Below are 14,730 nucleotides of genomic sequence, written 5' to 3'. Positions count from 1 at the left end.
TTTTTATATCTCATTTATAAAACTAAACATTTTCTGCTGCAGTGTTCTCACAGTGAAACAGTTTCTGTTCCTTTATTAACTTTACCGTGTTAGCAGGTAACATATCTTCCCAATCACTTTCTCCATTCAGAATTTTTTGTAAAACTTCTCTAGAATAGATATTTAAAATTTCAGGGTTGTAATCTTCAACATCAACAACTTTACCATTGTATTTAAAGAATTTGTAAAGCTCTTTCATTCTTGGATGCACTTTCAAGTTTTCACTATTAGTAATTTCACCTGTCTCAGGATCCATTAATGGATATAGGTAAACTTTTAAATCTTTAAAGAATAATTTACCAAAGGCTTCTAATATACCACCACTTAAATGACGGTAGTATTTCTCATCAAAGACATCAATTAAATTATTTACACCCATTGCAAGGCCCATACGTTCTTTAGTAAACCTTGAGAAGTATTCTACAACTCTATAGTATTCCTGGAAATTAGAAATCATAACCGTTTGCCCTAAAGAACATAACAGCTTAGCACGATCCATAAAATCTTCTTCGTCTATCTCTCCTTCTGCTCTAAGATTAGAAAGCGTAATTTCGAAAATACAAACAGAGCGCTCTGGATCTACTTTATTTTCATCTAAGAATAGCTTGTATGATTTTTCATACATATCCATATTAACTTTAGTAACTGGCCTAAAGCTACCTCTTAAAGCTAATACATTTTTCTTGTATAAAATACGTGCTGGCAATACATTGTTCCCATCTGGAGCAAACATGACAGCTTCTGTCATTCCGTTTTTCACAAGCTGTAAACTCATTAATCGGTTATCTACAGTGTCGTCAAACTTTGGTCCAGAAAAGTTAATGGTATCTATCTCTATCTGATCTTTATCTATATGATCGTATAAATATCTAAGTAGTTTTTTAGGAGAATCATATTTATAATAAGCTCCATAAATAAGGTTTGTACCTAATATACCAAGTGTATTTTGCTGTAAACGTGCATCGTTTTCATGAAACCGTACGTGAAGTATAATTTCATTGTAATCTTCAGTAGGATCTACTTGATATCTAATGCCTACCCAACCGTGACCTTTATATTTTTTAGCAAAATCTATTGTAGCAACAGTATTAGCATAAGTAAAGAACAACTTATTAGGATGTTTTTCTCTATCTAATCTGTTCTCCATTAAATCACACTCATGCTTAAGCATTTTTTGTAGGCGAGCTTCTGTAACATATCGCCTATCTTCTTCTATACCATAAATTGCATCACTAAAATCTTTATCGTACGCACTCATTGCTTTTGCAATGGTACCAGAAGCACCACCAGCTCTAAAGAAATTACGTACAGTTTCTTGTCCTGCACCTATTTCTGCAAAAGTCCCGTAAATATTTTGATTAAGGTTTATTCTTAATGCTTTGCTCTTTATGGAAGGAACATTTTCAAATTCCTTGTCGCCCATTATAGTTATTGGCATAACGTGTTTTTAAGTATTCTTTTTCAGTACACATCAAAGGTAGCAAATGCAATGCCAAAAGAAAAAATAATAATTACTTTTGTAAGCAAAGAATTAGATTGAAAATTACCTATCTCGGCACTGGCACGTCTCAGGGAATTCCTATCATTGGAAGTACACATCCTGTTTGCTTAAGTGAAAACATTAAAGATAAACGTTTACGTGTTTCTGTTTTAATAGAAATTAACGGAAAAAATATTGTGATAGATTGTGGTCCAGACTTTAGACAACAAATGCTTACTAACCCTATACCACGTTTAGATGCTATTGTATTTACACATGAACACAGTGACCATACTGCTGGCTTAGACGATATAAGACCTTTTTTCTTTAAACAAGGTGCTATTAACTTATATGGTAATGAGCGTGTGTTTAACTCTCTAAAGCAACGATTCGCCTATATCTTTGAAACAGAAAACAAATATCCTGGAGCACCAGATGTTGTATTAAACCCAATTAAAAATAAACCTTTTATGGTTAACGGTATTTCTATTATACCAATTAGAGTGTTACATAATACATTACCGGTTTTTGGGTACCGAATTGAGAATTTTGCATATATAACAGATGTAAAAACAGTACCAGATGAGGAGTTACACAAACTTAAAAATTTAGAAGTACTAACAATTAGTGCATTAAGAATAGAGCCTCACGCCTCACATTTTAATTTAGAAGAAGCCCTTTCTTTTGTTGAAAAAGTGAAACCTAAAAAAGCATATTTTACTCACATTAGTCATCTTTTAGGATTTCACGATGAAGTAGAATCCCAATTACCAGATCATATACATTTAGCCTACGATAATTTAAAAATTACCCTATAATGAGAAGTCGCATATTTTTATACCTATTTATTTTTGCAGTACTATATATCATATTTCAATATGCCAATGCAAAAGGGGTTTATGAAAATCAAGAATCACAGATTGAAAATCTAAAATTAAATGTTGAAAGATATAAGTCTGAAAATGACTCATTAATTAATGTTGCACTAGAGTCTCAAAAATTCACACTAAGCAGTAATGCATATGCTAGCGAATATTTTTCTGAAAGAGGTGTAACACCAGAAGAAATAGAAGTTTTAATTGAAGATGCCATTATTGGAAGAAATAAAGCAGATGCAGATAATGACCTGGTACCTTATGAAGGTATGGAAGGTTTTATGAGAATAAATAGTATTAAGGTAATTAACAATAAATGGATTTTAGCCAACTTTACAGATGGCACTTATTGGGGAGACCTTTTATTAGATTATTATATTAGTGAAGAAGGAGAACTAACCCTAACCACTAAAGACCAAGTTCTCTACCCTAAATACGACTAAGACTTACCGCTTAGATTTTAATTTCACTGTCCACTCAAAGTGAAATTCTGAAACAATTATACCGTCTTCATTTTTACCAACACTTTTCATCCATTGTGTTTGGCCTTCTCCTGTTGCAATAGTTTTATCTATAGCTTCAGCAATTGCTTGACCATCTAAACACTCAAAGTAAATACGTCCTGTAGCTTTTTTGGTAAATGTAGCTTTGTTGTTTGCTACTAGCATAGAAACTGGTTTTCCTTTTGCTCTTATACTATTCATAACCAATGCACCTGTAGATAATTCAGAGGCCATTGCCTGAACAGCAAAATACATAGACTTAAATGGGTTTTGATTAAACCATTTATGTTTTACACTAACGCTTGCTCTATTAGCATCAATTTCTTTCAACCTTACTCCACACCACCATGCAGAAGGTAATTTAAAAAACAGGAAGGTATTGATTTTACTAGGACTAAGACTCATAATTAGTGTTTTATAGCTTCAAAAATACAACAAATAATCTGCTATAATAAGATTATATAAATGTTAAATTTTAAAATTATATGGTACTTTGTATTGCATAATACCTTTTTTTAACCATATATTTGTATAAGAAAATAATAGGTATACTATTTTTTCTCATTCATCAATCAAAAAATCGAACAGTAATGACATTCAAAAACTCAGTGTATGAAGATTGAAAACACCAAAGCGCAAATGCGCAAAGGCGTCTTAGAGTATTGCATTCTCTCTATTCTTAGAGATGAAGATGCATATGTGGCAGAAATTCTGGACACGTTAAAAGACGCAAAGCTACTGGTAGTAGAAGGAACAATTTACCCTTTGCTAACCAGATTGAAAAATGCAGGCTTGTTAAGCTACCGTTGGGAAGAAAGCACAAGCGGACCGCCACGTAAGTACTATGGCCTTACAGAAACCGGAAAACTATTTTTAAAAGAGCTCTCCTCTACTTGGGATGACCTACACAATGCAGTAACTAAAGTAACGACCAAAAAAACTAAACAAGATGAATAAGACCGTAAACATAAATCTCGCTGGATTCTTTTTCCACCTAGACGAAGAGGCTTACAATAAGCTTCAACGTTACTTGGAGGCTATAAAAAGATCTTTTACAGATGCTCAAGGTCGTGATGAAATTATACACGACATAGAAGCTCGAATCTCTGAGTTATTTTCAGAAAAAATTGAAACAGACAATCAAGTCATCACTTTAAAAGAGGTAGATGAAGTAATTGCAGTAATGGGTCAACCTGAAGACTATCAATTAGATGATGAAATTTTCGAGGATGATTATTCGTCTAAAAAACAACCTAACTACAAGCAACTGTATAGAGATCCAGACCATAAGTATATTGGTGGTGTGTCTTCCGGATTAGGACATTATTTAGGTATAGATGCATTATGGATGCGTTTATTATGGGTGTTACTTACCATTTTTTCTAGTGGTGCTTTCATATTAATTTATATTGTCTTCTGGATTTTTGTGCCAGAAGCACACACAACTGCAGAAAAACTTGCCATGAGAGGTGAAGCAGTGAATATAAGTAATATTGAAAAAAAGGTACGAGAAGGCTTTGATACCGTTGCCAGCAAAGTTAAAGATGTAAATTATGACCAATATAGTAATAAAGCAAAATCAGGTGTTTCTGCAATTGTTGAAGCTATTGGAAAAATCATCATGTTTTGCCTTAAAGTCTTCGTGAAAATTATTGGCGTATTCTTATTATTAATTGGTGGTGTTACTCTTATTGCTCTATTTATAGGACTCTTTAGTGTTGGAACATTTGGTATAATAGATGCTCCTTGGACAGATTATGTCGAAATGGCAAACGTAGGCGCTCCTATTTGGGTGGTTTCTATCTTAATATTTTTTGCAGTAGGAATTCCTTTTTTCTTTGTCTTTTACCTTGGATTAAAAATTCTGGTCAAGAAATTAAAATCTATTGGTACAACAGCAAAATTTGTATTACTTGGGTTATGGTTAGTATGTTTATCGGTTTTAGTTGCATTGGGAATAAGACAAGCAACGCAACGCGCTTTTGATGCCGATGTAGTAAAAACTGAAATCTTACCTATCACACCTAATGATACACTTTCGGTAAGAATGAAAAATAATCCACTTTACAATCAAGGCTATTATAAGCACGGAGATTTTAAAATAAAGTATGATAGTAATGGTAATAAAATACTTTATACTCAAGATGTTGCTTTAATAGTGAGATCTACACAAGATAGTGTTGCAAGTATACAAGTACTTAAAAACTCCGAAGGTTCAGACTATAATGATGCAAAACGATTTGCTTCAAACATTGAGTACAACTATACTTTTACTAACAATACGTTAGCGTTAGATTCTTACTTAACTGCAAATCCGTTAGATAAATTTCACGATCAAGAAGTAGAAGTTACCTTGTTTCTTCCTGTAGGCACAACGCTTTACGTAGATAAAAATGCATCTAGTTATCACAGGAACAATTGGAATAGCAATGACATCCTCGAACATGATATGGAAGAACATTATTTAACCATTGCTAAAGACAAAATTATTTGTGAAACCTGTCCTATTGATGAAGATGATGACGATTGGGATAGTGATGATGACGAAATTAATGCCAGGTTAAATATAAATAACCAAGAAGTTGAAGTAAAAATCAATAAAAATGGTGTTGAAGTTAATAAAGAGAAAGTTAACTCAATTAAAATTGATGAGAATGGTATAGAGATAAATAAGGTTTCTAACGATTCACTCAACTAAATCAACAACTGGGTGAAATTATATTGCTAAACAACTTAATTTCACCCAATTTTATCATTCATAATCAAAAAAACTAATCAAAATGACCACTCTAACTAAAGTAATTATAGGCATAGTTCTTAGCATATTATTAAGTTCTTGCAGCTTCATTTCAGGAGTTAATGGTAATGGTAATGTTACTAATGAAACCATAACTCTTCAATCTAACTTTAATAAGATAGATGCAGGGCACGGCTTAAATGTTATCCTAACTAAAGGTAACTCTCAAAATGTTGTTGTCGAGGCAGATGAAAATCTACAAGAAATCATTTCAATTTATGTAGAAGAAAATACCTTAATCATTAAAACTGATGCAAATATTGGCAGCTCAGAGCGTAAGCACGTATTTGTAACTTATACAGATTTAGAAGAGATTCACGTAAATTCTGGAGCGCAATTAGAGAATGATGGCCAATTAAATGCAGAGTCTTTAGAGGTTAGCACAACAAGTGGCGGCAATGTAACACTTTCACTTAATACAAAGAATTTAGAAGCTAAAGCCACCAGTGGTGGTATCCTAAAATTACAAGGTAATACCAATACATTTAATGTAAAAGCTACAACTGGTGCAAATCTAAATGCAGATAACCTTATAGCTCATAACGTAGAAGCTAAAGCTACAACAGGTGCCAATATAAAGGTAAATGCAAATAAAAAAATTAGCGCAGACGTCTCAACTGGCGGCAATATAAAATACAGTGGTAATCCAGAAGACACTAACATCTTTGATGATAGTACTACTGGTGGAAATATTTCAAAAGGATAAAACTCTTAATTTGTTTAGTTAAATGTTGATTAGCCTCCATTATGGAGGCTTTTCTATTATATTTGTGTTATAATAAATTGAATATGAAAACCAAATTTTTAGCAACAACACTCTTATTTGTATTAACTTTTACAACAATACAAGCACAAGAAAAAATAAAAGGCAGCAGGAATGTAACTGTTGAACAAACTGAAATAGAACCGTTTACCGCAATGGAAATAGGTGAAGAGTTTGAAGTCGTTATTGTTAAAGGACCAACTGCAATGATTGAGATCGAAGCAGATGACAACCTACACGAAGTTATAGATATAGATGTTATAGGAAACGTACTTTACTTACAGACTATAAAAGAAATACGAAGAAGCAAACGTTTGCGTGTAAGAGTAACCTTTACAGATGCTTTAAATGAAATTAGAGTAAAAGAAAAGGCAGAAGTTAGTGGTTTAACAGATTTACTCTTTAACACCGTAACCATTAAGACATCTGGAAGTTCAAGATTTTATGGTACCATTAAGGCAGAAACGTTTACCCTTATTAATAATGACAACGCAAAAGCAGAGCTTAATGTAACTGCAGAAAATACAGTGTTTCAACTTAACCAAAAAAGTGATGTTGAAGCCTTAGTAAATTCGCCTGAATTTAAAGCAGACTTATTAGAAGATGCAGAAGCTAAAATAGAAGGTGATGTGAAAGAGTTTACATTAAGAGCAGATAATTCAACTTCGTTTACTGGAGAAAAATTGACTTCTCAAACCTGTACAGTAATTATTGAAGGCAGAGCAAAAGCTTCAGTAAAAGCAGATAACGCTATAAATATAACTGCTAAAGGCCGTTCGGAGCTTACTATATATGACAGTCCAGACTTTAATATCGTAGAGTTTGCAGACCAAGCCAGTCTGTTTAAAAAGTAAACAGATAAAAATTTAGGAATTTCTTAAGTCATAAAAAGTATCCTTTTGGGTATCTTAAAATAAAAACGACTTATGAAATCTATCAAAACACTTTTATTAGCCTCTTTTTGTACTATTGCAATGTCTTGCAGCAGTGATGATGACGGCACAACCGCTAGTTCTAATGATGGCCCAAATGCAGATATCGAAACAAATATTGAAGGCACCTACACTATAACAAGATTAGATGTAGATAATGTTGCCAGTGAGCAGGATTTTCAAGGCTTCACTTTTCAATTTACAGCTAATGGTACTGTTATTGGCGAAAATGATTTATTTGCGGAAACTGGTAGCTGGAATTATTCAACAACATCAACTAATGATTCATTAAATGAATTTTTGTTTTTAGACTTTAACCAACAAGATCCTTTTACAGATTTAGAACGCAATTGGGTATTAACAGAACGAATAGATAATGAAATTACATTATCAGACACTACAAGTACAAACGTAGATAGGTTAACGTTTACTATACAATAAGCTTAATTTTTATCCTCCAAAAGAGGAACAAACCTAAACTCGCCAAAAGTGGTTTTCTTAAACTCCTTTTGGCTTTTTCTTTCTAACAATGTCATTATCTGAACTTCATCTCCTACAGGAATAACTAACCTGCCTCCTACTTTTAACTGTTGCATTAAAGGTTTTGGTATAAACGGTGCACCAGCAGTAACTATAATCTTATCAAATGGTGCATAATCTGGCAGTCCTAAATAACCATCTCCAAATGTGGCATATTTTGGCCTATACCCTAATTTAGGAAGAAAGCGTTCTGTTTTCTTAAACAATTCTCTTTGGCGTTCAACAGTGTAAACTTTGGCACCTAAGTAACAAAGCACCGCAGTTTGATAACCACTACCTGTACCTATTTCCAAAACTGTGTCACCTCTTTTAATTTGTAAAAGTTCTGTTTGAAAAGCAACTGTATAGGGTTGAGATATGGTTTGGTCTGCAGCAATAGGAAAAGCTTTGTCTTGATAGGCATGATCTTCAAAACTACTATCCATAAATAAATGTCTTGGTATACTACCTATGGCCTTTAAAACCTTCTGGTCTTCAATACCTTTCTCTTGTACAATCTTTACGAGCTGTTGGCGTTTGCCTTGTTGTCTATGGGAATCTTTCACGAGGATAAAATTGATAATTCTTCTTAAACTTTCCAAACAGATTGAGAAATCTTATTTTTGTTGAAAATCATAACACTTATGCTAAAAGCAGGAGTTCTTGGCGCAGGACATTTAGGAAAAATACACTTGCGTCTTTTACAGGAATCTAACCGATATGACCTTGTTGGTTTTTACGATTCAAATAAAGATTACGGAAAAGAAATAGCAGCGCAATTTGGCTATAGGCAGTTTGACACAATTGAAGAATTGTTGGAAAATGTAGATATGGTAGATGTTGTAACACCTACAACATTTCATTTCGAAAATGCCAAACAAATTATTAAGGCTGGTAAACACCTTTTTGTAGAAAAGCCTATAACAAGTACAGTTGAAGAGGCTCAAGAATTACTTCAGTTAGCTAAAGACTATAATGTAAAAGGACAGGTAGGACACGTAGAGCGTTTTAATCCTGCATTTAAATCTGTTAAAGATGAAATCTCCAATACTATGTTTATTGAAGCACATAGATTGGCAGAGTTTAATCCTAGAGGAACAGATGTTCCTGTAGTATTAGATCTTATGATACATGATATAGATGCAATCTTAAGTGTTGTAAAATCAAAAGTTAAACACGTAAGCGCAAGTGGTGTTTCTGTTATTAGCGACACGCCAGATATTGCAAATGCTCGTATAGAGTTTGAAAACGGTTGCGTTGCCAATCTTACAGCTAGTAGAATTTCTTTAAAAAACATGCGTAAAGCAAGATTTTTCCAAAAAGATGCATACATCTCTGTCGATTTTCTAACTAAGAAATGTGAGGTTGTAAAAATGAAAGATGCTCCAGAACAACCAGGAGATTTTGATATGATTTTGCAGAATGCCGAAGGTGTTAAAAAACAAATCTATTTTGACAATCCAGAAGTTACTGAAAATAATGCCATTTTAGATGAGTTAGAGACATTTGCAGACGCAATTGAAAATAACACGACGCCAATTGTAACTTTAGAACAAGGTGCAGAAGCTCTACGTGTGGCAAAACTAATTATAAACGAATTTTAATTAACCCTTTAACCTTCATAGGTTAACTGAAACTTATAAATAACTTACATGAAAAATATAGCAGTAATAGGTGCAGGAACAATGGGCAACGGTATAGCACATACTTTTGCGCAATTTGGTTACAAAGTACAACTTATAGATATTTCTGAGGCATCTTTAAAACGTGGTATGGATACCATTACAAAGAACTTAGACCGTATGGTTGCCAAGGAAAAAATTACTGAAGAAGACAAACAAAACACATTAGATAATCTTTATACTACAACAAGTATAGCTAAAGGTGTTGAGTATGCAGGTTTAGTTGTAGAGGCTGCTACAGAAAATGTAGATTTAAAATTAAATATTTTTAGAGAGTTAGATGAGGTTTGTCCAGACGATACCATCTTGGCAACAAATACTTCTTCTATTTCTATTACACAAATTGGCGCTGTAACGTCTAGACCAGATCAAGTAATCGGGATGCACTTTATGAATCCTGTACCTGTAATGAAATTGGTCGAAATTATTAGAGGTTACAATACTAGTGATGAGGTTACCAATACTATTATGGAGCTTTCTAAAAAGCTAAATAAGATTCCTGTCGAGGTAAATGATTATCCAGGATTTGTAGCTAACCGTATCTTAATGCCTATGATAAATGAATCTATCGAAACACTATACAACGGTGTCGCTGGTGTTTATGAAATAGATACAGTTATGAAATTAGGAATGGCACATCCAATGGGACCATTACAATTAGCAGATTTTATTGGTTTAGATGTTTGTCTTTCTATTTTAGAGGTAATGTATGAAGGCTTTAAAAATCCTAAATATGCTCCTTGCCCACTATTGGTAAATATGGTTCGTGCAGGTAAGTTAGGTGTAAAGTCTGGTGAAGGCTTTTACGATTATTCAGAAAACAGAAAAGCAGAAGTTGTTAGCAAACAGTTTGCTTAAATTCATTAACCATACACACTAATTGTGGCAGTAATACGTCCTTTTAATGCTGTACGACCAACACGTGATAAGGTAAGCCTAATCGCCTCTAGATCGTACCAAAGTTACACGCCAGCAGAGCGTGAGGCAAGACTAGACCACAATCCGTATTCGTTTTTACATATAGTAAATCCTGGTTATAAGTACCAAAAGGTTATTAATGGTGAAGAACGTTTTGAGCTTGTAAGAAATAGATATCAAGAATTTAAAGAAGATGGCATCTTTATAAAAGATAAGGTGCCATCTTTATATATCTATAAAATTATTGATAGAGACTTTCAAGAGTTTACGGGAATTATTGGTGCTTCCAGCGCAGAAGATTACCAAAACAATATTATAAAGAAGCACGAAGATACTATAGAGTATCGCGAAACCTTGTTTAAGGATTACCTTAAAACTGTAGGGTTTAACGCAGAACCTGTATTACTTACCTACGAGGAAAATGAGACCATATCTTCTATAATGAAAAAGGTTATGGCTTCTCGAGCTGAGTATGAGTTTACTACCACATATAGAGACACCCATTACCTATGGCCTATTACTGGCACTCAAGAAATAGATACTATTGTAAAAGAGTTTGAGCAAATGCCGGAGCTTTATATAGCAGATGGCCACCATAGGTCTGCTTCTTCAGTTTTACTAAATCATGATATGTCTTCGAGTAAAGATTCTAACATAAATGAATCTTACAAGTATTTTATGAGTTACTATATTTCTGAGGAGAATCTAAAAATTCATCAATTTAATAGGTTGGTAAGAGATTTAAATGGCCTTAGTAAAGAAGAGTTTCTAATTAAACTCGATATGGTTTTCAGAATAGAAAATAGAGGCACACAACAATACAGGCCTTCTAAAAAACATCATTTTAGTATGTATTTAGATGGGCATTTTTATTCTTTATATCTAAGAAAACGCTATCGTAATTTCAATAATCCATTAGAAGCCTTAGACACTCAAATTTTATACGATATATTACTTAATCCAATATTAGGAATTGAGGATGTTAGAAACGATAAGCGCTTATCTTACATTCACGGTAAAAATGATTTGGTAGATGTAAAGTACGCTGTAGATGCTAAAGAATTTGAAGTAGGGTTTGGTATGTTACCAATTACTATGGAAGAGTTAAAAAGTATTGCAGATAACAACCTAACAATGCCACCCAAAAGTACTTATATAGAGCCTAAATTAAGAAGTGGTATCTGTATATATGAGTTTTAATAAAGTACTTAATAAATATTAGACATTCCCATTACATAGCTGTATTTTTGCAGTGTTATGAATATATCAGAACAAATAAAATACTATAAAAGTCAACTTCCTGAAGACGTTGTATTAGTTGCTGTATCTAAAACTAAACCAGAAGAAGATCTCTTAGAAGCTTATAATGCTGGGCAACGTGTGTTTGGTGAAAACAAGATACAGGAAATGACAGAGAAATGGGAAAACTTACCTAAAGATATAGAGTGGCATATGATTGGTCATGTACAAAGCAATAAAGTTAAGTATATGGCAGAATATGTAAACTTAGTTCACGGTATAGATAGGCTTAAATTAATTAAGGAACTTAATAAGCAAGCACAAAAACATGACCGAACAATAAACTGTCTTTTGCAAATAAAGATTGCTGAAGAAGACACTAAGTTTGGAATGGATATTAATGATGCTGAAGCTATCTTGAATAAAGACTTTAAAAAAACGTACCCTAATGTAAATGTGGTTGGCTTTATGGGTATGGCTACATTTACTAATGATGAAGAGCAAGTACAAAGAGAATTTAAAACACTTAAGTCTCATTTTGACAGACTATCAAAAGATCACAACTCATTAAAAATATTATCAATGGGAATGAGTGGAGACTATAAGTTAGCCATAACAGAAGGAAGTACAATGGTTAGGATTGGAAGTGCTATTTTTGGAGAACGTAATTACAATTAGAAGAGATAAAATAGATTGTACGCAATATTAGACATAGAAACTACTGGCGGAAAGTATAACGAAGAAGGCATAACAGAAATAGCCATCTATAAGTTTGACGGTCATGAAGTAGTAGATCAAGTTATAAGCTTGGTAAACCCAGAGCGTCCTATACAACCCTTTGTAGTAGGTCTAACCGGTATTAACAACGATATGTTACGCAATGCTCCTAAGTTTTATGAGATAGCCAAACGTATTTTAGAAATTACTCAAGATTGTATACTAGTAGCACACAATGCTAAGTTTGATTATAGAATCTTACGTACTGAATTTAGAAGGCTAGGCTATGAATACGAACGTGAAACACTTTGTAGTGTAGAGCTCTCTAAAAAACTATTGCCAGGTCATGCCTCTTACAGCTTAGGAAAACTAACCAAAGCATTAGGAATACCTATTTCATCAAGACATAGAGCAGATGGTGATGCTATTGCTACTGTAAAACTTTTTAAACTCTTATTACAGAAAGATGTAGATAAAGAGATAATTAAAGCCAATATTAAAACAAAACCTAAATCTTCCTTAGACACTAAACTCATTAGGATTGTAGAAGAGTTACCATCTTCTACAGGTGTGTATTATATGCACGATGATGATGGCGAGATTATATACGTAGGTAAAAGTAAAAATATTAGAAAGCGGTTAAACCAACACTTTACAAGTGAATCTGTAAAGAGCCGTGAAATGCAAAATGAAGTTTATGCTGTAACTCATGAAGCTACTGGAAATGAGTTGGTAGCATTACTGAAAGAAAATCAAGAAATTAAAAAACTAAAACCTAAGTACAATAGAGCTTTAAAACGTTCTGTTTTTAATTACGGGTTATACCAAACCTATGATGATAATGGCTACTTAAAACTTTACTACTCAAAAAACCAGACTAAAAAGACTCCTATAACTACGTTTACCAATAAAAATCAAGCACGATCATTTATGGATCGTATAATTGAAGAATTTGGTTTATGTTTAAATTTAACAAGCATTTCTAACTCAGATAGCGCTTGTTTTAATTATTCAATTAAAAAATGTTTTGGTGCTTGTGTTTCAGAGGAATCTGTAGAGGTTTACAATAAACGAATACAAGCTATAATAGATAAGTATAGTTTTTCTAATCAAAATATGATTGTTGTAGATCGTGGTAGAGAAACTTCAGAAAAAAGTGCATTACTTATAGAAAATGGTGTTTTTATGGGTGTTGGGTATTTTGATTTAAATCATCAAATTTCTCATCCAGATATTATAAGATCTATTATTACACCAATGGAAAATGATAGAGATGCACAGCATATCATACAATCTTATATGCGAAGAAATAAACGCCTTAAAATTGTAAAGCTTCAGGCAGATAACTAATTTAGGCTTTTAGTTATCTAATTTCAGAAAGAAATAGCCCAATGTACTATGAGTAAAGGACAAACTAGAGACAAAATTCATGAAATAATTTACGAGGCAGATACGCCTATGGGTAAGTTGTTTGATGTGGTTTTACTAATCTTAATCTTGATTAGTATCATTTTTGTTATGCTAGAAAGTGTGGCTGGATTAGATAAATGGATCTATGAGTGGCTTTATTATGGCGAGTGGTTTATTACAATTTTCTTTACAATTGAGTACATTCTTAGAATAATATCAATAAGAAAGCCTTCAAAATACATCTTTAGCTTTTATGGTATTATAGATTTATTGTCTACTCTTCCACTCTACTTATCATTCATTTTAGCAGGTTCTACTTACTTGCTTACAGTACGTGCTTTAAGACTCTTAAGAGTTTTCAGAATACTGAAAATCGCCCGCTTTATTGGTGAATCTAACAAACTAGTAAAAGCCATAAAAGACAGTACACCTAAAATACTTGTATTTTTATTTAGCGTATTGGTTATGTGTATTATATCTGGGACGCTAATGTATTTAATAGAAGGTGAAGCTAGTGGCTTTAAAAGTATCCCAGTTAGTGTGTATTGGTGTATAGTTACACTTACTACTGTTGGCTTTGGAGATATAGCACCAGTTACGCCTTTAGGACAATTACTTGCGGCTATAATAATGATATTAGGTTACGGTATTATTGCTGTACCTACAGGAATTGTAAGCGCAGAATATGTAAATAAAGATAATCATTCTAATAAAGGAGATATTAAAATCACTAAAGAAGAACGTGATGCTTTAGTACATATTAATACACAGGTTTGCAGGCATTGTAATGCAACTAAGCATCAGGACAATGCTAAATACTGCCATAAATGCGGTTTTATACTTAATGAGGAATAGT

The 14,730-nt window shown here is 32.9% G+C and carries 16 protein-coding genes; 13 read left to right on the top strand and 3 right to left on the bottom strand.

Annotation, left to right across the window (positions count from 1 at the left end; translation table 11 throughout):
• Nucleotides 1-22: 22 nt before the first annotated feature.
• Complete coding sequence (locus tag CA2559_RS09470) at nt 23-1,477, bottom strand: nucleotidyl transferase family protein (protein ID WP_041240983.1); 1,455 nt, start codon at nt 1,475-1,477, stop codon at nt 23-25.
• A 98-nt stretch (nt 1,478-1,575) separates the two neighbouring features.
• On the opposite strand from CA2559_RS09470, the gene CA2559_RS09465 reads away from it, so the two are divergent.
• Both CA2559_RS09465 and CA2559_RS09460 read left to right on the top strand, forming a co-directional pair.
• A complete protein-coding gene (locus CA2559_RS09465) occupies nt 1,576-2,337 on the top strand; it encodes an MBL fold metallo-hydrolase (RefSeq protein ID WP_013187659.1) in 762 nt (253 codons plus the stop codon).
• On the top strand, nt 2,337-2,837 hold the full coding sequence (locus tag CA2559_RS09460) for a hypothetical protein (protein ID WP_013187658.1): 501 nt from the start codon (nt 2,337-2,339) through the stop codon (nt 2,835-2,837). Before CA2559_RS09465 ends, CA2559_RS09460 begins: the two co-directional genes overlap by 1 nt.
• A 3-nt stretch (nt 2,838-2,840) precedes the next feature.
• Here the strand turns inward: CA2559_RS09460 and CA2559_RS09455 are convergent, their stop codons facing one another.
• Complete coding sequence (locus CA2559_RS09455; RefSeq protein ID WP_013187657.1) at nt 2,841-3,302, bottom strand: DUF4442 domain-containing protein; 462 nt, start codon at nt 3,300-3,302, stop codon at nt 2,841-2,843.
• Between the two features lie 207 nt (nt 3,303-3,509).
• Between CA2559_RS09455 and CA2559_RS09450 the strand changes: the two genes are divergently transcribed.
• From CA2559_RS09450 to CA2559_RS09430, 5 genes are all read left to right on the top strand, one after another.
• Nucleotides 3,510-3,854, top strand: a complete 345-nt coding sequence (locus tag CA2559_RS09450; protein ID WP_013187656.1) for a PadR family transcriptional regulator — start codon at nt 3,510-3,512, stop codon at nt 3,852-3,854.
• Entirely contained in the window at nt 3,847-5,595 is a 1,749-nt protein-coding gene (locus CA2559_RS09445; RefSeq protein ID WP_013187655.1) for a PspC domain-containing protein, read from the top strand. The genes CA2559_RS09450 and CA2559_RS09445 overlap by 8 nt, the downstream gene beginning before the upstream one ends.
• 82 nt (nt 5,596-5,677) lie before the next feature.
• On the top strand, nt 5,678-6,400 hold the full coding sequence (locus CA2559_RS09440) for a head GIN domain-containing protein (protein ID WP_013187654.1): 723 nt from the start codon (nt 5,678-5,680) through the stop codon (nt 6,398-6,400).
• An 83-nt stretch (nt 6,401-6,483) separates the two neighbouring features.
• On the top strand, nt 6,484-7,311 hold the full coding sequence (locus tag CA2559_RS09435; RefSeq protein ID WP_013187653.1) for a GIN domain-containing protein: 828 nt from the start codon (nt 6,484-6,486) through the stop codon (nt 7,309-7,311).
• A 72-nt stretch (nt 7,312-7,383) separates the two neighbouring features.
• Complete coding sequence (locus CA2559_RS09430) at nt 7,384-7,830, top strand: hypothetical protein (protein ID WP_013187652.1); 447 nt, start codon at nt 7,384-7,386, stop codon at nt 7,828-7,830.
• Nucleotides 7,831-7,832: 2 nt separating this feature from the next.
• Here CA2559_RS09430 and CA2559_RS09425 read toward each other — a convergent pair whose 3' ends face one another.
• Nucleotides 7,833-8,474 (bottom strand): protein-L-isoaspartate(D-aspartate) O-methyltransferase, encoded by a 642-nt coding sequence (locus tag CA2559_RS09425; protein ID WP_013187651.1) that lies wholly within the window; start codon nt 8,472-8,474, stop codon nt 7,833-7,835.
• Between the two features lie 78 nt (nt 8,475-8,552).
• Here CA2559_RS09425 and CA2559_RS09420 point away from each other — a divergent pair, with 78 nt between their 5' ends.
• The 6 genes from CA2559_RS09420 to CA2559_RS09395 are packed head-to-tail and all read left to right on the top strand — an operon-like array spanning nt 8,553 to nt 14,729.
• Nucleotides 8,553-9,512 (top strand): Gfo/Idh/MocA family protein, encoded by a 960-nt coding sequence (locus CA2559_RS09420; protein ID WP_013187650.1) that lies wholly within the window; start codon nt 8,553-8,555, stop codon nt 9,510-9,512.
• Between the two features lie 48 nt (nt 9,513-9,560).
• Entirely contained in the window at nt 9,561-10,448 is an 888-nt protein-coding gene (locus CA2559_RS09415; protein WP_013187649.1) for a 3-hydroxybutyryl-CoA dehydrogenase, read from the top strand.
• A 24-nt stretch (nt 10,449-10,472) separates the two neighbouring features.
• The gene (locus CA2559_RS09410) at nt 10,473-11,708 is read left to right on the top strand and encodes a DUF1015 domain-containing protein (RefSeq protein ID WP_013187648.1); all 1,236 of its coding nucleotides are present in this window, start codon (nt 10,473-10,475) and stop codon (nt 11,706-11,708) included.
• Between the two features lie 57 nt (nt 11,709-11,765).
• On the top strand, nt 11,766-12,425 hold the full coding sequence (locus CA2559_RS09405) for a YggS family pyridoxal phosphate-dependent enzyme (RefSeq protein ID WP_013187647.1): 660 nt from the start codon (nt 11,766-11,768) through the stop codon (nt 12,423-12,425).
• Nucleotides 12,426-12,440: 15 nt separating this feature from the next.
• Complete coding sequence (locus tag CA2559_RS09400; RefSeq protein ID WP_013187646.1) at nt 12,441-13,814, top strand: exonuclease domain-containing protein; 1,374 nt, start codon at nt 12,441-12,443, stop codon at nt 13,812-13,814.
• Nucleotides 13,815-13,862: 48 nt separating this feature from the next.
• Nucleotides 13,863-14,729 carry an ion transporter gene (locus CA2559_RS09395; protein WP_013187645.1) on the top strand — a complete coding sequence of 289 codons (867 nt, stop codon included), beginning with the start codon at nt 13,863-13,865 and terminating at the stop codon, nt 14,727-14,729.
• Nucleotide 14,730 lies beyond the last annotated feature (1 nt).

This window comes from Croceibacter atlanticus HTCC2559, assembly GCF_000196315.1.
GTDB classification, from domain to species: domain Bacteria; phylum Bacteroidota; class Bacteroidia; order Flavobacteriales; family Flavobacteriaceae; genus Croceibacter; species Croceibacter atlanticus.
This window is presented reverse-complemented; position numbering and strand designations above follow the sequence as displayed.